The organism is Nonomuraea sp. CA-141351, assembly GCF_050944675.1.
Classification (GTDB): domain Bacteria; phylum Actinomycetota; class Actinomycetes; order Streptosporangiales; family Streptosporangiaceae; genus Nonomuraea.
Genome location: NZ_CP191982.1, coordinates 1,237,574 through 1,256,859, shown reverse-complemented (window position 1 = coordinate 1,256,859; position 19,286 = coordinate 1,237,574). Strand labels below are relative to the sequence as shown.

Sequence of the window (19,286 nt, the reverse complement as noted above, 5' to 3'; positions counted from 1 at the left end):
CGCCGAGGCCCCGAGGGGCCCCGGCGCGCGCTCAAAGTCAGGCCAGGCGGAACTGCAGGTCGATGTCCCAGTTGTTCATGTCGGGCTCCACCAGCGGGTTGGTCTTGTAGAACTCCAGGCGGCAGCCCCAGTGCTCCGTCCCGTCCTTCTCGGTCATGTCCCAGGTCAACCCCTGCTCCTCGGCCCACTTCAGCAGCGATGAGATGACGCCGGCCAGCTGGTCGGGGTGGCCATGGTGGGAGACCGTGACGTAGCGGCCCGCGGGGAGGACGTCGGCGAAGATCTCGCCCTCCCCCTCCACCGTCGCACCGACCGGCACTCCGGCCTGCACCACCAGCCGGTCCTCGGCCATGTTGATGCTGTCGTACCTGAAGAACGGGGCTTCGGCGGGGGCTACCCCGCGTTCGGCGAGCCAGCCGATCAGGCCCGCGATGCGGTCCCCGACCAGGCCGAAGCTGGTCATGGTGATGGTCTTGCGGATCCCGATGTAAGGACGGTCCGGGAATTCAATGATTTGTGGCATGTTTCCTCCTTCACCCCTCAGTACGGAGCGCGTGCGCGAAACTCATCGGCAGATCGAAGAAGGGGAACAGGCCGGGGTCCAGGTACGTGGTCGTGCCCGCGATGCGGCCATCCACGATGTCCAGGATGACCAGCGCGAACGCCTTGCCGTCCACGTACTGGCCGAAGGCCGGGGAGCCGTTGGCCCAGGCCGGCAGGAGGCGGGCGCCGGCGCACGGCGCGTCCGACGCGAGCAGGACCGCCCGGATGTTCTCGCGGCCCCGCAGCCACCACGTGAACGGCGGCATCGACATCGTGGCGTCCTCGTGCAGCAGCGACACCAGGGCGTCCACGTCGTACCGCTCGAAGGCCGACACGTAGCGGGACAGCAGTTCCTCGTCCACCTCCAGGTCGGCGGGTCCCACAGCGGGGAGCTTGGCGCGGGCCCGTTGCAGAGTGCTGTTGACGGACGTGACCGTGGTCGACAGGAGGCTTGCGGTCTCGGCGGCGGTCCATTTGAGGACGTCGCGGAGGATGAGAACGGCGCGCTGCCGGGGCGGGAGGTGCTGCAGGGCCGCCACGAAGGCCAGGCGGATGGTCTCGCGGGTCACCGCCAGGTCCTCGGGGCTGACGCGACTGTCCGGGATGGGGTGGATCCAGCGCTCGGGAGGGAGTGGCGCGCCCAGGTCGGCGCCCGGTGTGGCGGCGGGGCCGAGGTCGATGGCACGGGCGCGGCGTTGCGGACCGCGCAGCATGTCGAGGCAGACGTTCGTGGCCAGGTGGAACAGCCACGAGCGCAGGGGGCCGCGCGCGGCATCGTACGTGCGCCACGCCCTGACGAACACCTCCTGCACCGCGTCCTCGGCCTCGAACCCCGAGCCCAGCATGCGGTAGCAGTAGCCGGTCAGCTCGCCCCGGTGCCACTCCAGCTCAGTCGCGTCCACTACGCCGAAGTCACCTCGATCTGCAGCTCGGTGACCCATTCGTCCTTGTTCTCCGGGCAGTGCAGGGAGATCTCCCTCGCCAGGCCCAGGGATTGGTAGCCGTTCTCCTCGATCCAGTGAGCCAGCGCCTGGAACGTCGGCAGCGCCGCGTCCATCGACCCATGGTGGATGATCGTGGCCGCCGTAGGCATCGCGGGCAGGTCCACGATCTGGAAGTCGTACGGGTCGCCGGGCGACGCGGCGACCGGCAGGCAGGCGTGGATGAGGACGGAGCCGTCCTCCTCTGCCTGGTAGTAAGCGAGCCCGGGGCCGGTGATCCGCACGGCGGCGGCCTCCACACGGCGGCAGAGCTCGCCGAAGAGCGGCGTGATCACGGGGCCGATGTGCTCGCTCCCGTAGCCGGCCGCCCGGGCACTCAGCTCCCCAGCCCGGACCGGGCTCACGGCCTTCAGGACAACCTCCGCCGTCTGCAAGTGACCCTCCCGCTCGATGGTGCGCAATCGCGCCTCGACGCCTCGGAGCCTGGCCAGGTCGGCGTTGATCTGGGCCTCGAGCTGGGCACGGCGCAGCCGTACCATGCCGTGCAGCTCCTCCGCGCTCACCTTCTCGTCCAGGATCGTCCTGACCTGCTCCAGCGTGAAGCCGAGGTCCTTGATCGCGACGATACGGTTGAGCCTGGCCAGCTGCGCGGCCTGGTAGGAACGGTAGCCGGTGGCCGCGTCCACGTGCGCGGGGCGCAGCAGGCCGATGGCGTCGTAGTGGCGCAGCATGCGCACGGACACCAGCCCGAGCCTGGCGAAGTCTCCGATGCTGAACATGACGCCTCCAGGTGTAGGGCCTGACACGGTGTCAGGGTCAACCTATGGCGATTTAGGGATCCGTGGGATATTTTCGAGGCATGGGCAACCGAACGTTCGGTAGGTCCGTTCTGGACCTCACCGACCGGGACGCGGATGCGAGCCGGCGGATCAGGACGGCGGCGGTGTTGCTGTTCGCCCAGCGGGGCTACGCGGCCACGAGCATCCGCGACTTGGCCAAAGCCATCAACATGACCAATGCCGGGATCTATCACCATGTATCGAGCAAGGAGGGCCTGCTCGCGGATCTCATGCGCGTCGCCCAGCAAGGGCTGATCGACGCCACAGAGCACATGCTGCGCGACGTCGAAGGCCCCGCCGACCGCCTTGCCCTGCTGATCAGCTCGCTCACCGCCGTCCATGCCCTCAGCCCCATGACCACGCGTGTCATGGACGGCGAGCTGCGCTCTCTGACGCCCGGCTCCGCCGCCCACGACGAGATCATCGCCCTGCGCGACGCGTACGAGGACTACTGGAAGGACACCCTCGCGCGAGGCGTCGAGACCGGAGCGTTCCGCGTCGCCGACCAGAAACTGACCCGCCTGGCCCTGATGTCCATGTGCACCGGCACCAGCGAGTGGTACCGCCCCGACGGGGACTCCTCGCTGGAGCAGGTGTGCGCCGAGTTCGTCACGATCGGCCTGGCCGCCGTCCGCGCGCCCGCCCAGGCCACGACAGCCCTCGATCTCTCACTGCTGCCCGACTTCCCGTGGGAGCCGCCGGATGCGCCCAACGATCCCCGACCTGATGAGGCACGCCGCTAGCACGTACGGCACGCGCGAGTTCCTCCGTTTCCCCGACACCTCGCTCACCTTCGAAGACGCCGACGCCCGGTCCGACGGCCTGGCCGCCGCCCTGATCGACAAGGGCGTCCGGCCCGGCGACCGCGTGGCGATCATGATGGACAACATCCCGGACTGGCCGCTGAGCTGGCTGGCGACCCTGAAGGCGGGCGCGATCACCGTGCCGGTGAACGTCCGGTATCGGGCCGCCGACCTGGAGCACGTCCTGCGCGACTCGGGCGCCGTGGCCACGCTGACCACCGAGGAGCACGCCCCGCACATCCCGGGTACGGTCTACGTCCTCGATTCGGCCACACCCGCAAGAATCCCGGCCAGAACCTACGATGTCGCGAATTTTCAGTACACGTCGGGGACGACCGGATTTCCCAAGGCCTGCATGCTCACCCACGACTACTGGCTCAGGACCGCCCGACTGGTCGCCGACCAGGTCCGCCTGCGCGACGACGACGTCATGCTGATCGCCCAGCCCTACTCCTACATGGACCCGCAGTGGGTCACCCTCCTCTGTCTCATCGGCGGCATCCCCCTCGTGGTGCTCCCCCGCTTCTCCGCCTCCGGCTTCTGGGCCTCGGCCAGGGAGCACGGCGCCACGCTCACGTACGTGCTGGGCTCGATGCCCCTCCTGCTGCACAAGCAGCCGCCACACGGCGACGACGGCGCCGGCCGGATGCGGCTCGTGCTCTGCTCGGGCATCCGCCCGGACCTGCACAGGGCGTTCGAGGAGCGCTGGGGCGCGCCGTGGCGCGAGCTGTACGGCTCCACGGAGAGCGGCCCCGACCTGGGGGTGCCCATCGACGCCGAGGAGACGGTCGGCACCGGCGCCATGGGCCTGCCATATCCGGGCAAGGAGGTCACGCTGGACGAGGAGACCAGCGAGATCCTGGTCAAAGGCGAGCCCATGATGAAGGGCTACTGGAACCACCCGGAGGCCACCGCTCATGCCTTCAGAGGCGGCTGGTACCACACCGGCGACCTGGGCTTCCGCGATGAGCACGGCTACATCCACCACGCCGGTCGACTGAAGGACATGGTGCGCAGGGGCGGCGAGAACATCTCGTGCTCCGAAGTGGAGAGCGTGCTCACCCAGCACCCCGCGGTTCTCCAGGCGGCCCTGGTGCCCGTCCCCGACGACCTGTGGGGCGAGTTGCCGAAGGCGTTCCTCCAGCTCCGCCCCGGCCACGCCGCCGACGCGGACACGGCCATGAGCGTGATCGAGCATGCCAGGGAGCACCTGGCCCGCTTCAAGATCCCGGAGTACGTGGAGTTCGTCGAGGAGTTCGCGCTCACCCCGTCGGCCCGCATCGAGAAGCGCCACCTGCTCCACCCGGACCGCGACCAGCGCGCCGCCCCAGCCATCGCAATCCCCAAGGAGAGATCGTGATCGAAGTAGCCGAACGCGACGAAGTGGCCGTGATCACGCTCGTGCGTCCCGAGAAGCTCAACGCCCTCACCGCCGGCATGCGCAGGGACCTGGCGGCGGCCATCCGCGCGCACGGCAGAAGTGTCAGGGGCATCGTGGTCACCGGCACCGGCCGGGCGTTCTCGGCCGGTGAGGACATCCACGAGGCGGCCGGCAAGTCGCTGGTCGAGGAGGTCGAGCTCTTCCACGACATGACCAGGGCGGTCCTGGAGACGCAGGTCCCGGTCGTGGCGGCGGTCAACGGCCTGGCCGTGGGCGGGGCCGCCGAGTGGACGCTGAGCTTCGACGCCCGCATCGGCACCCCGGCGGCCGAGTACTTCCTCCCGGAGAACCACATCGGCCTGTCGATCTCCAACGCCTCCAGCTACCTGCTCCCCCGCCTGGTGGGCGCCAAGGCGCTGAGGCTGGTGCTCGACTCCACCCGCATGACCGCCGACCAGGCCCTGGCCACGGGCCTGCTGGACGAGATCGTCGCCCCGGATACGCTGCTGGACACGGCGATCGAGCGCGTGCACCACTGGACGCGGCCGGGCTCCGCCACGGCGGTGCACCTGGCGTTGCTGCGGCCACCCGTCGACGAGGTCGAGCGGGCCTTCGCGAGAGAGACGGAGGCCGCCAAGCAGGTGGAGGAGTCGGGGATCGCCCAGGCGGGCATGTCCCGCTTCGTCAACAGGCCTAGGCGATGACGATCGCCACGACCACCAGCACCACGGCCGCCACCAGCACCGCGATCGAGTCGTAGGACCACGTGACCCGGCCCGGCGCCGCCTCCTGCTCACGGTGCCTGGCCGACTCGGCGCGCTCGCGGATCTGCTCGCCCACCCAGTCGGCGTGCGTCTTGCCCGCGAACGCTTCCACCGCCGCCTGCTCCGCCTTCGACAGCGTGGGCTCGGCGCTGAGGCGCCCGCGCTGCTGCCTGGGCATCCCGCGCCGCTGCGCCCTGGCCCGCTCCCGAGCGCTGCTCATCGGCGTCCAGAGCCGCAGCACCTGCCTGTCGCCGTACTGGACGTTGATCGAGTGGGACACCGTCACATCCTCGACCGAGGCCCACGGCAGGAACGTGGTGCGGAGCGGGTTGCGACCCACCAGCCCCTCCTCCGTGAACACGGTGGCGGGGCGCAGCGCGATCACGTAGACCAGCGCCGTGATCGCGCCCAGCACGGCCAGGGCCACCAGCGACGACTTGCCGGTGTAATGGGCGATCAGGTCCCACACGTTGAAGGCGACGAAGGCCAGCCACACCCACGCCAGCACGAAGGCGGTCCTGGACCGGTAGGTCTGCTTCACGGCTGCCACTTGAGCTGCGCGAACCCCGGCTTGATCACACCGTTGATCAGCGCCAGCCGCTCGTCGAACGGGATGAACGCCGACTTCATCGCATTGACCGCGAACCACTGCAGGTCATCCCAGCCGTAGCCGAACGCCTCGACCAGCTTGGCGAACTCCCGCGACACGCTGGTCGAGCTCATCAGCCGGTTGTCGGTGTTGACCGTGACCCGGAAGTGCAGCCGCCGCAGCAGCCCGATGGGATGCTCGGCGATCGACGCGGCGGCCCCGGTCTGCAGGTTGGAGGTGGGGCACATCTCCAGCGGGATGCGCTTGTCACGCACGTACGCCGCCAGCCTCCCCAACTTGGCGGACCCGTCCCCGGACACGGAGATGTCGTCGATGATCCGCACACCGTGCCCGAGCCGGTCGGCGCCGCACCACTGGATCGCCTGCCAGATCGACGGCAGCCCGAACGCCTCGCCCGCGTGAATGGTGAAGTGGGCGTTCTCCCGCTGGAGGTATTCGAACGCGTCGAGATGCCGCGTGGGAGGGTAGCCCGCCTCGGCCCCCGCGATGTCGAACCCCACCACGCCGACGTCGCGGTAGCGCACGGCCAGCTCGGCGATCTCCATCGAGCGTGCCTGGTGCCGCATGGCCGTCAGCAGCGTGCCGACCCGGATGCCGCGCCCCTCGGAGCCCTGCCTGAACCCTTCGAGCACCGCCTCCACCACCTCGTCGAGACTCAGCCCCGTGGTGGTGTGCTGCTCGGGCGCGTAGCGCACCTCGGCGTAGACGACGCCGTCGTCCGCCAGGTCCTGAGCACACTCGGCGGCCACGCGCACGAGCGACTCGCGCGTCTGCATGACCCCGACGGTGTGCTCGAACGTCTCCAGGTAGCGCTCGAGAGAGCCCGAGTCGGACGCCTCCTCGAACCACTGGCGAAGGTTGTCGGGGTCGGTGGTGGGCAAGCGATCGTAGCCGGTCTCCCTGGCCAGCTCGACGATCGTCTCGGCGCGGAGCCCGCCGTCGAGGTGATCGTGCAGCAGCACCTTGGGAGCCCGCCGGATCTCGTCAAGCGTGGGACTCATCTCGCCATGATAGGGCGTCCGTCCCATACGACTCAGTCGCGACCGGCGCTCTCCGGCGAGAAGGCGGGCAGGCACACCGCGATGTACTCGGCACCCTCGGGACCCACGCTGTAACGGACCTTCTCCCCCGGCGACGTCACCACCGACTGCCCGGCCGCGACCTCCGTCGTGCCCTCGGCGTGCTCCACCAGCACCAGGCCGCGCAGGACCACGGTGTACTCGGTGAACCGCGGCGTCTGAGACGGCTCCTCCCAGCCGGGCGGGGCCGTCATGTGGGCTATGGAGATCGCGTCGTCACCGCTGCTGACGCGTCCGATGTGCTCGTCGATGAGCTTGCCGCCGGGAACGGGTATGCGGGCCGGGGCCTCGATCTTTCTCACCACGTGGTCAGTGTGCCACGTCGATGATCAGGCGGCTGGGACCGCCCTGCTCGTTGAGCTGGAACGCGGCCTGCCTCGCCAGCACCAGGCCGATGCCGACGTGGCCCTCGAAGTCGCCGGTCCTGACCACCTCGGTGAGGTTGCCCAGCTCCGCGGGGAAGACGGGGCCGCCGGCCCATGTGGGCTTGCCCTTGTCGTCGTGCGCATCGGCCGGGGAGAGCATGACCTGGAGGTACGCGCCGCCGCGCACGTCGATGGGCTTGCCCGAGCCCTCCTCCAAGAACTGCTCGACCCACCTGACGTTGTATCCGGGGACCTCGCCCTTGAGGTCGACGATCACACGGTCGTACGTGTCGTGGCCGGCCCACCGCACCCCGGTCACGATGGCGGGCTCCATGCCGTCGCGCTGCACGTCCACCTCGGCGGTGCTCGTCGGCGCGCCGGAGTCATGCCGGGTGGCGGACGGGGTGTCCGTCAGAACGGCCCGGGTGCCCGTGCCGCAGCCGGTCAACAGGGCCAGGCAGACGAGCGGGACGACGGCGCGGCAGCGCGACCAACGGCGCGCGGGCGGGGATGACGAGCGCATGCCCGGTAGATGCCCAGGTTACGGGCCTGCAAGCGGCGGAACGGCCCGGTTTCCCGGCCTTCCGCGGAACCGAGCCGCCCTCTACGCTGAACTGCCCCCAAGGAGTCATATACGTGAAAAATCCGATAATTTATCGATCTTTCCGGCCGATTACGCGCCCTCGTTCGCCCGGACCGCGTACCTGCTGACGGGCGACGCCGACCAGGCACGTGAGCCGGCGGTCGGCGCGCTGAAATGAACGAGGGCCCGCCGGACTGGCGGGCCCTCGCGGTGAGAGACGGTCAGACGGTCTCGTAGACCTGCACGTTCTCATCCTCGACGACCGCGGCCTTGCGGGCGCGCAGGCCGGTCGCCGCGATCGCCAGCCCGACCAGGGCCAGCACCAGCGACACCACGATCGCCGAGCGCAGCGAGCCGATGGACAGCGTCTCGCCGCCGCCCGAGGTGAGCACCGCGGTGACCACGGCCAGCACGATCGCGCCGCCCACCTGGCCGGAGGTGTTGAGCAGCCCCGAGGCCAGCCCCTGCTCGTCGTCATGGACGCCGCTGGTGGCCTGGATGTTCAGCGAGGGGAACGACAGCGCGAACGCGATACCCATGAGGATCATGCCCGGGATCACCATGCCGCCCAGGCTGGGTGTGCGGTCGATGCCGAGGAAGATCGCGTACCCGCCGGCCAGCGCGGCGGAGCCGATGACGATCAGCTTGCCGGTGCCGAACCTGTCGGCGAAGTCGCCCATCTTGGTCGAGGTGACCGCGACCAGCACGCCCGCCGGCAGGAATGCCAGGGCGGTGCCCAGGGCCGACCAGCCGAGGAGGTTCTGGAAGTACTGCATGGCCACGAACTGGAATGCGACGTACGAACCCATGAGGATCAGCAGCCCCAGGTTGGCGCGCACGATGTGGCCGGAGCGCAGGATGCCGAGCCGCACCAGCGGGTGGCGCATCCGCAACTCGGCGAAGACGAACAGACCGAGCAGCACGGCCACGCCGACCAGCGAACCGATCGTCTGCAGCGAGACCCATCCGGCCTCGGGCGCCTGCACGACGGTGAACACGAGCAGCAGCATGGAGGCGGTGATCAGCACGGCGCCGATCAGGTCGTGGCCGCCCTCCGCCCGCTCGTCACGGCCACGCGGCAGCACCTTGAGCGCGGCGACCAGCGCGATGATCGCGACGGGCACCGGCATCAGCAGCGTCCACCGCCAGCCGATCTCAGTGAGCAAGCCGGACAACACGAGGCCGAGCGAGTAGCCGCTGGCGCCGCAGGCGGTGAAGATGCTCAACGCCCTGTTGCGCTCCGGCCCTTCAGGGAAAGTCGTCGTGATGATCGACAAAGCCGCCGGCGCGGTGAAGGCCGCGGCCACCCCCTTGATGAACCGGGCCGCGATCAGCAGACCGCCGTCGTCCACAACACCACCGAGCAACGACGCCACAGCGAAGACACCCAAGGCGACCAGGAACACCCTGCGCCGCCCGAGCAGGTCGGCGGTCCTGCCCCCGAGCAACAGAAGACCGCCGTAGCCGAGCACGTAGCCGCTGACCACCCACTGCAGAGAAGAGGTACTCAGACCCAGGTCGTGCTGGATGGCGGGCAGGGCGACACCCACCATCGAGACGTCCAGGGCGTCAAGGAATATCACTGCGCAGAGCACGGCGAGCGCGCCCCAACGGGATGAGGAAGAGGACATGGCTCAGAACAATACATGCAGACGCATCTTATGCAAACGCATTTAATTCCGTTGCATGAGATTTAGCGAGGTGGTAACCTCCGCGACATGGACGAGGAGTTCGTGGTCGACACCTGGCATTACGTCCTGGCCAAGCACGCCAAGGCCATGTGCGCGCTGGAGCGCGAGCTTGGCGATCGGCACGGGCTGGGACCCAGCGAGTTCGAGGTGCTCGATCGGATCGTCCATCACGACAGACAGCTGCGCATCCAGGAGCTCTGCGACGAGGTCCACCTGAGCCAGAGCGCACTGTCCCGGGTGGTGGCCCGCCTGGAGAAGGGCGCGCTCGTGTCGCGCGGGGTCTGCGACGTGGACCGGCGCGGGGTGTTCGTCTGCATCACCGACGAGGGCCGCGCCCGCCACGCCGAGGCCCTGCCCACGCAGCGGGCCGTCCTCGCCGAGATCTTCGCCGACGCCCCGGCCCTGGCCCGCTGACGGCCCCAGCGGCGCGTCCCCCGAAGGACGCCCGCGCACGTCGGCGGCATGCCCCTGCGACGGGCCAGACGGCCCTCTCCGGCCCGCGCCTCTCTCCCCCTCAAAAGGACACCCGCGCACGCCGGCGGGACGCCCGCCGCGCGGCAAGGGGCGCTACGAGGCCGTTATGCGGTCGATGACCAGGGGAAGCAGCTCCCCACCTGCCTCGCCCACCGCGTAGGCGCCCTCCAGCGCCTCCAGCGCCCGCGAGAACCGCGACGTCTCGTCCGCGTGCAGCGTCATCAACGGCTGCCCCTCGCGCACCAGGTCACCGGGCTTGGCGTGCAGCGTGATGCCGGCGCCGAAGGACACCGGGTCCTCCTTGCGCGCCCGCCCGGCCCCCAGCCGCCACGCCGCCTGCCCCACCGCGTACGCGTCCAGCCGGGTCAGCACCCCGGACGACGGCACCTCCACCGTCAGCGTCTCCGCCGAGCGGGGAAGCAGCGCATCGGGATCGCCGCCCTGGGCGAGGATCATGCGGCGCCAGGCGTCCATGGCCGACCCGTCCGCCAGAGCCTTGGCGGGGTCCTTGCCGGACACCCCTGCGGCCTCCAGCATCTCCTGCGCCAGCCGTACGGTGAGCTCCACCACGTCGGCAGGGCCCCCGCCCTGGAGGACCTCGACTGCCTCCGCCACCTCCAGCGCGTTCCCCACGGCCCGGCCCAGCGGCCGGTCCATGGCCGTCAGCAGCGCCACCGTGCGCACCCCGGCGTCCGTCCCCAAGGCGACCATGGTCTCGGCCAGCTCCCGAGCCGCCGAAGGGGTCTTCATGAACGCGCCGGAGCCCACCTTCACATCGAGGACGAGCGAGCCGGTCCCCTCGGCGATCTTCTTGGACATGATCGACGAAGCGATGAGCGGGATGGACTCGACGGTGCCGGTGACGTCGCGCAGGGCGTACAGCTTCTTGTCGGCCGGCGCCAGCCCGGCACCGGCGGCGCACACGACCGCGCCCGCCGAGCGCAGGACGTGCAGCATCTCGCCGTTGGAGAGCGAGGCCCGCCAACCGGGGATCGACTCGAGCTTGTCGAGCGTGCCGCCGGTGTGCCCGAGGCCGCGCCCCGAGAGCTGCGGCACGTACGCCCCGCAGGCCGCCACCAGCGGGGCGAGCGGCAGCGTGATCTTGTCGCCGACGCCGCCCGTCGAGTGCTTGTCGGCGGTCGGCCGGTCGAGCGCGGACCAGTCCATGCGCTCGCCCGAGCGGATCATGGCCTGCGTCCAGTCGGCGATCTCGCGCCGGTTCATGCCGTTCAGGAGGATGGCCATGGCCAGCGCGGACATCTGCTCGTCGGCCACGCCGCCGCGGGTGTACGCGTCGATCACCCAGTCGATCTGGGCCGTGGTCAACTCCCCGCCGTCACGCTTGGCGCGGATGACCTCGATGGCGTCCATCAGGAGCTCCGGCTGAGATCCTGCGGGCCGAACGCGTACGGCAGGATCTCAGCCATCCGCTTCGGCCCGTCCACGGTCTCGACCAGCAGGTCGTCGCCGCCGAACTCGTAGAGGAGCTGGCGGCAGCGCCCGCACGGCATCAGCAGCTCGCCGTGACCGTCCACGCAGGTGAAGGCCACCAGCCGGCCGCCGCCCGACGCCTGGAGGGCCGACACCAGGCCGCACTCGGCGCACAGGCCCACGCCGTAGGAGGCGTTCTCGACGTTGCAGCCGCTGACGACCCTCCCGTCGTCGACCAGCGCCGCCGCTCCCACGGGGAACTTCGAGTACGGCGCGTACGCGTTGCGCATGGCCTCCGCGGCCACGTCGCGCAGGCCCTCCCAGTCGATGGTGCTCAATGTTGCTCCCCCCGGCGATAGCGCACGCCGTCGGCCTTGGGCATCCGCAGCCGCTGCGAAGCCACCAGGAGCACGAGCAGCGTGAGCACGTGTGGTGTGATGAAGACGAATTCGTTCGGCAGCTGGTCGACGGTCAGCCAGAGCCAGAAGAGCACGACCATGGCCACGGCGGCGACCGCCATCAGCGTGTAGTCCTTGGCGGTCGTGGCCGCGAGGTCGGCGGGCCGGGCGAGCGTCCTGCGGACCATGACGCCCAGGTAGACGAGCAGCAGCACGGCGCCGAACAGGAAGAACGAGGTGATCGCCCCGGTGCTGCGCAGTTGCAGGCCGTCGGCGTAGCCGAACAGCGAGGCGCCGATCGCGAGCCCGCCGGGACGCCAGTTGCCGAAGATCATGGCGGCCAGGCCGATGAAGCCGCGCCCGGCCGTCTGGCCCTCCACGTACTTGGTGGAGACGAAGACCAGGAACACGCCGCCGAGCCCGGCGAACGCGCCGGAGATCACGACCGCGATGTACTTGATCAGGTAGACGTTCACGCCCAGCGACTCGGCCGCCCAGGGGTTCTCGCCCGCCGAGCGCAGCCGCAGGCCGAACGCCGTGCGCCAGAGCACGTAGAACGTCAGGGGCAGCAGCAGGACCGCCAGGATGACCAGCACGTTCACATTGTGCGTGAGCCCGCGCAGGATGCCCGCGAGGTCGGAGAGCAGGAACCAGTGCGTCCCTTCCAGCTTGCCGAGCAGGTCAGGACCGTCCGACAGCAGCGGCAGGCTGATAGACGGCGCGGGCGAGGTGATCGCGGGCGAGCTGGTGATCCCCGCGCCCGCGTCCCCCGCGGGGGTGCCCTCCTTGTAGAGGACCTCGGACAGGAAGCGCGTGACACCGGGGCCGAGCAGGTTGATCGCGACGCCGCTGATGATGTGGTCGACGCCGAACGTCACGGTCGCGACGGCGTGGATGAGGCCGCCGAGCGCGCCGCCGAGCAGCCCGGCCAGCAACGCGGCCACGGCTCCCCACTGGTATCCGGCCCAGCCGGCGAACCAGGTGCCGAGCACCATCATGCCTTCGAGACCGATGTTGACCACGCCGGCCCGCTCGGCCCACAGGCCGCCGAGACCGGCCAGGCCGATCGGCACCGCGAGCAGCAGCGCGGCGGCGAACGTGCCGGACGAGGTGATGTCGTTCTGGCCGGACGCGATGCGTACCAGCGACATCAGCAGGATGAGCGCGGCCACGCCGACGAGCGCCACGTGGTACTTGCCAAGCCTGGTCATGCGGCCACCTCAACCGGAGTGTTCCTGCCGAGCTGCTGGGCGGCCCGCTGTTCTTCGAATCTGAGCGCCAGCCGGTTCGTCACCTCATTGGCCACGACGACGAGCAGGACGATCACGCCCTGGATGATCGTGACCACGGACGCCGGCACGTTCGCGAACTGCAGCGCGCCCTGCGCCCTGTCGAGGAAGGCGAACAACAGCGCGGCGACCGCGATGCCCACCGGCTTGTTCCTGCCGAGCAAAGCCACCGCGATGCCCAGGAATCCCAGGCCGGCGGTGAAGTTGGAGTTGAAGGCGCCCTTGTCGCCCAGGATCTCCGGCAGGCCGATGAGCCCGGCGATCGCCCCGGACAGGACCATCGCCGCGATGACCATCTTCTTCGGATCGACGCCCGAGGCGAGCGCGGCCGGGCCGTTGAGGCCGCTGGCCTTGATGTTGAAGCCGAAGCGGGTGCGTTCGAGAACCACCCAGATCGCCACGCCGAGGACGACCGCCAGGAGCAGGAAGCCCCACACGCCGCCACCTCGGGTCGGCGAGGGCTGTCCGAACCAGTCGAAGATGAAGTTGAGATTGGGGAACATGGCCGAGTCCCCCAGCGCGGGCGTGGTCGTGGTGAGCTGCCCCTTGGCGCGTTCTCCCGCGAACGGGCCGCGCACGAGATAGGCCGCCAGGTTGATCGCGATGTAGTTGAGCATGATCGTGGCGATGACCTCGTTCACGCCCCTGGTCACCTTCATGACCGCGGGGATCAGCGCATAGAGGCCGCCGACGACCGCCGCGACCAGGATGATCACTGCGATCTGGATCGGCTTGGGCGCTGTGAACGTCGAGCCCACGTATGCGGCGCAGATGGCCGCGAGCCGGTATTGGCCCTCCACTCCGATGTTGAAGAGGTTCATGCGGAAGCCGACGGCCACCGCCAGACCGGCGATGAACAGCGGCACCGCCCGGTTGAGGAATGTCGCGACGCCGTTGACCACCGCCCGTGGGGTCTCACCGAAGTTGAAGAAGGCGGCGAACGCGTCCAGTGGGCTGCCGCCCGCGGCGATGATCGCCACACTGCAGATCGCGATGGCCAGGACGATGGCGACGACGGCGCCGGCGACGGTGAGCAGCGCCCGGTTGAGGCCCGCGGGCATCACGACTCCTCGGTGCCGGCGATGGCGCCGGTCATATAGCCGCCCAGCCGCTCGGGCGTGATGTCGGAAGGATCGAGCGTGGCCACCAGCCGCCCCCGGTAGATCACCCGGAGCGTGTCGGACAGGCCGATCAGCTCGTCGAGGTCGGCCGAGATGAGCAGCACGGCCAGCCCGGCCGCCCTGGCGTTGCGCAGGTGGTCCCAGATGGCTGCCTGCGCGCCGACGTCCACACCACGGGTGGGGTGCGCGGCGATGAGGAACTTCGGCTCGCCGCTCATCTCGCGGCCCACGATCAGCTTCTGCTGGTTGCCGCCCGACAAGGCCAGGGCCAGCGTGTCGACGCTGGGCGTGCGTACGTCGTAGTCCTTGACGATGCGCTCTGTGTCGGCCTTGGAGGCCCGGCGGTTGATCCAGATGCCGCTGCGGGCGGGCTTCCTGGTCTGGTGGCCGAGCACGCGGTTCTCCCACAGCGACGCCTCGAGCAGCAGCCCCTGTCTGTGCCGGTCCTCCGGAATGTAGCCGATTCCGGACTCCCTGCGCCTGAGCGTGGACCAGTCGCTGATGTCCTGCCCGTCCAGCCCGATGCCGCCGTGCGCGGGCCTGATGCCCATGATCGCCTCTATCAGCTCGGACTGGCCGTTGCCCTCGACCCCGGCGATGCCGAGGATCTCGCCTCTGTGGATCTCGAACGAGACGTCGTCGAGGAGCAGCCTCTTGCCGAGGTCGGCTCCCTGGTCGTGGCCGTCGGCCGCCACGGTGAGGTGCTCGACCTTCAGCGTCACGATGTCGGTCACCGTGGACTCGCGGGTCTCGGGCGTGGGCAGCTCGCTGCCGACCATCAGTTCGGCGAGCTGACGCGCTGTGACCTCGCCGGGGTCCACGCTCGCGACCGTGGTGCCGCGCCTGATCACGGTGATCGCGTCGGCGATGCCGAGCACCTCGTCGAGCTTGTGCGAGATGAAGATGACGGTCAGGCCGTCGGCCTTGAGCTCGCGCAGGTTCTGGAAGAGCTCCTCGACCTCCTGCGGCACCAGGACAGCCGTCGGCTCGTCGAGGATCAGGATGCGGGCACCGCGGTAGAGGACCTTGAGGATCTCCACGCGCTGGCGGTCGCCGACGCCGAGGTCCTCCACGAGCCTGTCGGGATCGACCCGCAGTCCGTGGCTCTCGGCCAGCTCGGTGATGCGTTTCCTGGCGGAGGCGGTGTCCAGCCTGCCGCCCTTCTTCGGCTCGGCGCCGAGGACGATGTTCTCCAGCACGGTGAGGTTGTCGGCCAGCATGAAGTGCTGGTGGACCATGCCGATGCCGACGCCGATGGCGTCGCTGGGCGTGCGGAAGCTCACTTCCTCGCCGTTGACCCTGATGGTGCCCTCGTCCGGCTTCTGCATGCCGTACAGGATCTTCATCAGGGTGGACTTGCCCGCGCCGTTCTCCCCGACGATGGCGTGCACGGTGCCCTGTTGGACGGTGATGCGGATGTCGTGGTTCGCGACGACACCGGGGAAACGCTTGGTGATGCCCTCCAGCTCTACGGCGGGTTTCACCGTGGCCAGGGTGTCAGCACTCATTTCGCCTCTCCTAGCGGGGGGCGGGGGATAGACGGAAGGCCCGAAGTGGGGACTCCGGGCCCTCAGCTGTCACTCCTACCCCGATTACGGCTTCGACGGAACCGTGATTTTGCCGTCGACGATGTCCTTCTTTGCCGCGTCGAGCTTGTCCTTGATGTCGTCGATCTCGCCGCCGGTGGTGGACAGGCCCACGCCATCGACCTTGAGGTCGTAGGTGACGTTGGTGCCGCCCTTGGCGCCGCCCTGGAAGGCCTTGATGAACTCGAAGACGCCGACGTCGACGCGCTTGAGCATCGAGGTCATGATGACCGGCTGCAGGTCGGCTTCCTTGACCGTCTGGCGCTGGTCGGAGTCGACGCCGATGGCCTTCTTCTTGGCCGCGGCCGCCGCCTGGAACACGCCGAGGCCGGAGTCGCCGGCGGCGTGGTAGACGATGTCCGCGCCGTCCTGGTACATCTTCTCGGCCGCGACCTTGCCCTTGTCGGGGGCCTTGAAGCCGGAGAAGTCACCGTCGGGGGTGAGGTACTTGATGTCGATCTTCTCGTCCGGCTTGACCGACTTCACGCCCGCCACGAAGCCCGCCTCGAACTTCTTGATCAGGTCGTTCTCGACGCCGCCGACGAAGCCCACGTGGTTGGCCGTGGACTTGGTGGCCGCCGCAACGCCCGCCAGGTAGGAGCCCTGCTCCTCGGCGAACAGCAGGCCGGTCACGTTGGGCCCGTTGGAGGCGGAGTCGACCACCGCGAACTGGATGTCGGGGTATTCGGCCGCCGTCTTCTTGATGTCGTCGCCGTAGGCGAAGCCGACACCGATGATGGGGTTGTAGCCCGCGTCCGCGAGCTGGCGCAGCAGGTCACCGCGGTTGGAGCCGTCGGCCGCCGGGCTCAGCTCCTTGATGTCCGCGCCGAGGTCCGTCTTGGCCTTCTCCAGGCCGGCGTAGGCGGCGTCGTTGAACGACTTGTCACCCCGGCCGCCGACGTCGAACGCCAGTCCTACCTTGAGACCGCCCTTCGGCGCCTCGCTGCTCGCACCGGCGCTGCTGGGCGCCTCGCTGGCCGTGGTACCCCCACCACTGCCGCCGCAGGCCGCCGCTGCCATGAGCATGACGCCGGCCACAGAGCCGATCGCCACCCTGTTGAATCGCTTGCCGAGCAAGGCGACTCCCTTCCATTTCCCCGTCGTCCTCGCCGCTGTCAGGCCCAAAGAACGTACGGCACCTGCACGGAAGATAGTTGCTTGACCAGGGCGAACCAAACTGGCACACAGGGTCGAAACCGCTCCGTTATCGACATCACTCGCGTCCGTGACCTGAAGCACGATTCGGACACACGTTGCGACACAGGGAAAGATTTGCCCAACTTTGACCTCTTGTGTCAGCGCGAATCATGACGGAGATTCCGACAGACGGTGGAAGTCTCATTTCGGAGCCCGCATGCGCCCTTGGAAGTCACTGACCGTATCTCTGGCCGCGCTGCTCGTCGTGGCCTTGAGCGGCACCACGCCCGCCACGGCCGGCACCCCGGCCATCAAGATCGAGAACAACGCCACCCAGCCGGTCTTCTCCAGGGCGGATGCCGTGAAGCAGACGGTGTTCGTCGAGGTCGCGGGGACCGACAGCGACAACGACGGCAAGCCCGACCGGGTGGCCGTGGACATCCTGCGGCCCAAGGAGACCGACCAGGGGCTGAAGGTCCCGGTCATCATGGAGGCCAGCCCGTACTTCGCCGGCGGCAACGACGTCGCCAACCACCCCGTGGACGTGGACGAGAGCGGCAACCCGCTGCCCGCCATGAGCGCATTGGCGAACAAGCTGGCCGCCGAGCCGTTCGACGGCTACTACGACAACTACTTCCTGCCCCGCGGGTACGCCGTCGCGCTGGTGGAGAACCTCGGCAGCGGCCGCGCCACCGGCTGCCCCACCTCCGGCGACCGCAACGAGACGGCCGGCCCGAAGGCCGCGATCGACTGGCTGAACGGCCGCGCCAAGGGCTTCGACGCCGACGGCAACCCGGTCGAGGCCACCTGGTCCACGGGCAAGGTCGGCATGATCGGCGTCTCGTACAACGGCACGCTGCCCAACGCGGTCGCCACGACAGGCGTCGAGGGCCTGGAGACGATCGTCCCGATCGCCTCCATCTCCAGCTGGTACGACTACTACCGCGCCAACGGCGGCGTCCTCGCGCCCGGCGGGTTCCAGGGCGAGGACCTGGACGTGCTCGCCAAGTACGTGCTGACCAGGGAGAACGGTCAGGAGGCCTGCGGCGCACTGGTCGACCGGATCACCGCCGCCGAGGACCGCGTCACCGGCGACTACAGCCCCATGTGGGACGCCCGCAACTACCTGAACGACGTCGGCAAGGTCAAGGCCAGCGTCTTCCTCGTGCACGGGCTCAACGACTGGAACGTCAAGACCAAGCAGTTCGCGCAGTGGTGGTACGCCCTGGCCAAGCGGCACGTGCCGCGCAAGATCTGGCTGCACCAGGGCACCCACATGAACCCCTTCAACCTGCGCACGGTCGAGTGGCTGCGCCAGCTGCACGGCTGGTTCGACTACTGGCTGTACGGGATCGACTCGGGCATCATGCGCGAGCCGCAGGCGGACGTGGAGATCGCGCCCGGTCAGTGGGCCCAGCACGCCTCCTGGCCGCTGCCCGGCGCGGCCACCGTGCCCCTCTGGCCGGGCTCGGGCTCGAAGCTGGGGCCGGCGCCGAGCCCGCGATCGGCCAAGGAGACGTTCACGGACCAGAAGGTCAGGACGGCCGAGCAGTTGGTGGAGGCCACGGGGGCCGATCCGAACCGGCTGGCGTACGTGACCGGTGACCTGCCCGCCGACGTGCGGATCTCCGGCACGCCCACGGTGTCGGTGCGGGCCTCGCTGAAGGACGGCGCGTCGCCGTATCTGACGGCGTTGCTGGTGGACTACGGCACGGACGTCCGCGCGAACGGCACCCTGCTCTCAACGGGCCAGACCTACTGCTACGGCCAGGGCATCCCGGGTGACACGGGCTGCACGACGCTCAGGACGCTCGGCACGGCCACGACCCCGTACAAGATCGTCACGAGGGGGTGGCTGGACGTCCGCAACCGGCACCGCCCGGACAGGACGGAGGCTCTTCGCCCCGGCAAGGAGTACACCTTCACCTGGGACTTCCAGCCGACGGACTATCTGTTCAAGAAGGGCCACCGGCTGGGCCTGGTGATCATTTCGACCGACTACGACTACACCCTGCGGTACCCGCCGGGCACCAAGATCACAGTGTCGCCGGGGCAGTCGTCACTGCGACTGCCCGTGGCCCTCGGCAGAATGCCGCAGGTCTAGGCCCGCAATCCCACAAAGACCCCCCGCCGAAAGCACGGCGGGGGGCAGGAGCGCCGCGACCTCAAAGGGAGCGCCCAGACCCTTTCCCTCTCTCCCCCAAAGGGACCCCGCCGAAGTGCGGCGGGGGCGGGGAGGGCGGTGAGGGGC

At 69.3% G+C, this 19,286-nt stretch carries 19 protein-coding genes; 5 read left to right on the top strand and 14 right to left on the bottom strand.

From position 1 onward, the window contains the following. Window positions 1-37: 37 nt before the first annotated feature. From ACQPWU_RS06495 to ACQPWU_RS06485, 3 genes are read right to left on the bottom strand one after another with little or no spacing between them, the layout of a single operon-like run. The gene (locus ACQPWU_RS06495) at window positions 38-523 is read right to left on the bottom strand and encodes a GyrI-like domain-containing protein (protein ID WP_433437635.1); all 486 of its coding nucleotides are present in this window, start codon (window positions 521-523) and stop codon (window positions 38-40) included. 10 nt (window positions 524-533) lie between these two features. Next, a complete protein-coding gene (locus ACQPWU_RS06490; RefSeq protein ID WP_433437633.1) occupies window positions 534-1,445 on the bottom strand; it encodes a sigma-70 family RNA polymerase sigma factor in 912 nt (303 codons plus the stop codon). Continuing rightward, a complete protein-coding gene (locus ACQPWU_RS06485) occupies window positions 1,445-2,263 on the bottom strand; it encodes a MerR family transcriptional regulator (RefSeq protein ID WP_433437632.1) in 819 nt (272 codons plus the stop codon). The genes ACQPWU_RS06490 and ACQPWU_RS06485 overlap by 1 nt, the downstream gene beginning before the upstream one ends. 80 nt (window positions 2,264-2,343) lie before the next feature. Between ACQPWU_RS06485 and ACQPWU_RS06480 the strand changes: the two genes are divergently transcribed. From ACQPWU_RS06480 to ACQPWU_RS06470, 3 genes are read left to right on the top strand one after another with little or no spacing between them, the layout of a single operon-like run. Further along, complete coding sequence (locus tag ACQPWU_RS06480) at window positions 2,344-3,066, top strand: TetR/AcrR family transcriptional regulator (RefSeq protein ID WP_433437631.1); 723 nt, start codon at window positions 2,344-2,346, stop codon at window positions 3,064-3,066. After that, entirely contained in the window at window positions 3,050-4,486 is a 1,437-nt protein-coding gene (locus tag ACQPWU_RS06475) for an AMP-binding protein (RefSeq protein ID WP_433437629.1), read from the top strand. Before ACQPWU_RS06480 ends, ACQPWU_RS06475 begins: the two co-directional genes overlap by 17 nt. Further along, window positions 4,483-5,211, top strand: a complete 729-nt coding sequence (locus ACQPWU_RS06470; RefSeq protein WP_433437627.1) for an enoyl-CoA hydratase/isomerase family protein — start codon at window positions 4,483-4,485, stop codon at window positions 5,209-5,211. The genes ACQPWU_RS06475 and ACQPWU_RS06470 overlap by 4 nt, the downstream gene beginning before the upstream one ends. Here ACQPWU_RS06470 and ACQPWU_RS06465 read toward each other — a convergent pair. The 5 genes from ACQPWU_RS06465 to ACQPWU_RS06445 form a co-directional block, all read right to left on the bottom strand. Then, on the bottom strand, window positions 5,201-5,812 hold the full coding sequence (locus tag ACQPWU_RS06465; protein WP_433437625.1) for a PH domain-containing protein: 612 nt from the start codon (window positions 5,810-5,812) through the stop codon (window positions 5,201-5,203). The genes ACQPWU_RS06470 and ACQPWU_RS06465 overlap by 11 nt on opposite strands. Further along, window positions 5,809-6,882, bottom strand: a complete 1,074-nt coding sequence (locus ACQPWU_RS06460; protein ID WP_433437624.1) for an adenosine deaminase — start codon at window positions 6,880-6,882, stop codon at window positions 5,809-5,811. Before ACQPWU_RS06460 ends, ACQPWU_RS06465 begins: the two co-directional genes overlap by 4 nt. Window positions 6,883-6,914: 32 nt before the next feature. Continuing rightward, the gene (locus tag ACQPWU_RS06455) at window positions 6,915-7,265 is read right to left on the bottom strand and encodes a cupin domain-containing protein (RefSeq protein ID WP_433437622.1); all 351 of its coding nucleotides are present in this window, start codon (window positions 7,263-7,265) and stop codon (window positions 6,915-6,917) included. A 4-nt stretch (window positions 7,266-7,269) separates the two neighbouring features. Further along, on the bottom strand, window positions 7,270-7,848 hold the full coding sequence (locus ACQPWU_RS06450) for an AMIN-like domain-containing (lipo)protein (RefSeq protein WP_433437620.1): 579 nt from the start codon (window positions 7,846-7,848) through the stop codon (window positions 7,270-7,272). Window positions 7,849-8,129: 281 nt separating this feature from the next. After that, on the bottom strand, window positions 8,130-9,539 hold the full coding sequence (locus ACQPWU_RS06445; protein WP_433437618.1) for an MFS transporter: 1,410 nt from the start codon (window positions 9,537-9,539) through the stop codon (window positions 8,130-8,132). A gap of 87 nt (window positions 9,540-9,626) precedes the next feature. On the opposite strand from ACQPWU_RS06445, the gene ACQPWU_RS06440 reads away from it, so the two are divergent. Continuing rightward, the gene (locus ACQPWU_RS06440) at window positions 9,627-10,013 is read left to right on the top strand and encodes a MarR family winged helix-turn-helix transcriptional regulator (RefSeq protein WP_433437616.1); all 387 of its coding nucleotides are present in this window, start codon (window positions 9,627-9,629) and stop codon (window positions 10,011-10,013) included. Window positions 10,014-10,166: 153 nt separating this feature from the next. Here ACQPWU_RS06440 and ACQPWU_RS06435 read toward each other — a convergent pair whose 3' ends face one another. The 6 genes from ACQPWU_RS06435 to ACQPWU_RS06410 all read right to left on the bottom strand — a co-directional run bounded on the left by ACQPWU_RS06435 (window position 10,167) and on the right by ACQPWU_RS06410 (window position 16,975). Beyond that, the gene (locus tag ACQPWU_RS06435) at window positions 10,167-11,444 is read right to left on the bottom strand and encodes a thymidine phosphorylase (RefSeq protein ID WP_433437614.1); all 1,278 of its coding nucleotides are present in this window, start codon (window positions 11,442-11,444) and stop codon (window positions 10,167-10,169) included. Beyond that, window positions 11,444-11,842: a cytidine deaminase gene (locus ACQPWU_RS06430; protein ID WP_433437613.1), complete on the bottom strand. Its 399-nt coding sequence runs from the start codon at window positions 11,840-11,842 to the stop codon at window positions 11,444-11,446. Before ACQPWU_RS06430 ends, ACQPWU_RS06435 begins: the two co-directional genes overlap by 1 nt. Then, window positions 11,839-13,113 (bottom strand): ABC transporter permease, encoded by a 1,275-nt coding sequence (locus ACQPWU_RS06425; protein WP_433437612.1) that lies wholly within the window; start codon window positions 13,111-13,113, stop codon window positions 11,839-11,841. The genes ACQPWU_RS06430 and ACQPWU_RS06425 overlap by 4 nt, the downstream gene beginning before the upstream one ends. Then, on the bottom strand, window positions 13,110-14,252 hold the full coding sequence (locus ACQPWU_RS06420; RefSeq protein WP_433437610.1) for an ABC transporter permease: 1,143 nt from the start codon (window positions 14,250-14,252) through the stop codon (window positions 13,110-13,112). Before ACQPWU_RS06420 ends, ACQPWU_RS06425 begins: the two co-directional genes overlap by 4 nt. After that, window positions 14,252-15,820 (bottom strand): ABC transporter ATP-binding protein, encoded by a 1,569-nt coding sequence (locus ACQPWU_RS06415; protein ID WP_433437608.1) that lies wholly within the window; start codon window positions 15,818-15,820, stop codon window positions 14,252-14,254. The genes ACQPWU_RS06420 and ACQPWU_RS06415 overlap by 1 nt, the downstream gene beginning before the upstream one ends. 84 nt (window positions 15,821-15,904) lie before the next feature. After that, a complete protein-coding gene (locus ACQPWU_RS06410) occupies window positions 15,905-16,975 on the bottom strand; it encodes a BMP family lipoprotein (RefSeq protein WP_433437606.1) in 1,071 nt (356 codons plus the stop codon). A gap of 277 nt (window positions 16,976-17,252) precedes the next feature. Between ACQPWU_RS06410 and ACQPWU_RS06405 the strand changes: the two genes are divergently transcribed. Continuing rightward, a complete protein-coding gene (locus ACQPWU_RS06405) occupies window positions 17,253-19,139 on the top strand; it encodes a Xaa-Pro dipeptidyl-peptidase (RefSeq protein ID WP_433437605.1) in 1,887 nt (628 codons plus the stop codon). Window positions 19,140-19,286: the final 147 nt, after the last annotated feature.

Bases quoted from the DNA above. Each gene is read 5' to 3' on its own strand.
- ACQPWU_RS06445 (WP_433437618.1), bottom strand. From the start codon at position 9,539: ATGTCCTCTTCCTCATCCCGTTGGGGCGCGCTCGCCGTGCTCTGCGCA.
- ACQPWU_RS06435 (WP_433437614.1), bottom strand. From the start codon at position 11,444: ATGGACGCCATCGAGGTCATCCGCGCCAAGCGTGACGGCGGGGAGTTG.
- ACQPWU_RS06415 (WP_433437608.1), bottom strand. From the start codon at position 15,820: ATGAGTGCTGACACCCTGGCCACGGTGAAACCCGCCGTAGAGCTGGAG.
- ACQPWU_RS06440 (WP_433437616.1), top strand. From the start codon at position 9,627: ATGGACGAGGAGTTCGTGGTCGACACCTGGCATTACGTCCTGGCCAAG.
- ACQPWU_RS06405 (WP_433437605.1), top strand. From the start codon at position 17,253: ATGCGCCCTTGGAAGTCACTGACCGTATCTCTGGCCGCGCTGCTCGTC.
- ACQPWU_RS06420 (WP_433437610.1), bottom strand. From the start codon at position 14,252: ATGCCCGCGGGCCTCAACCGGGCGCTGCTCACCGTCGCCGGCGCCGTC.
- ACQPWU_RS06475 (WP_433437629.1), top strand. From the start codon at position 3,050: ATGAGGCACGCCGCTAGCACGTACGGCACGCGCGAGTTCCTCCGTTTC.
- ACQPWU_RS06450 (WP_433437620.1), bottom strand. From the start codon at position 7,848: ATGCGCTCGTCATCCCCGCCCGCGCGCCGTTGGTCGCGCTGCCGCGCC.
- ACQPWU_RS06495 (WP_433437635.1), bottom strand. From the start codon at position 523: ATGCCACAAATCATTGAATTCCCGGACCGTCCTTACATCGGGATCCGC.
- ACQPWU_RS06485 (WP_433437632.1), bottom strand. From the start codon at position 2,263: ATGTTCAGCATCGGAGACTTCGCCAGGCTCGGGCTGGTGTCCGTGCGC.
- ACQPWU_RS06480 (WP_433437631.1), top strand. From the start codon at position 2,344: ATGGGCAACCGAACGTTCGGTAGGTCCGTTCTGGACCTCACCGACCGG.
- ACQPWU_RS06460 (WP_433437624.1), bottom strand. From the start codon at position 6,882: ATGAGTCCCACGCTTGACGAGATCCGGCGGGCTCCCAAGGTGCTGCTG.
- ACQPWU_RS06425 (WP_433437612.1), bottom strand. From the start codon at position 13,113: ATGACCAGGCTTGGCAAGTACCACGTGGCGCTCGTCGGCGTGGCCGCG.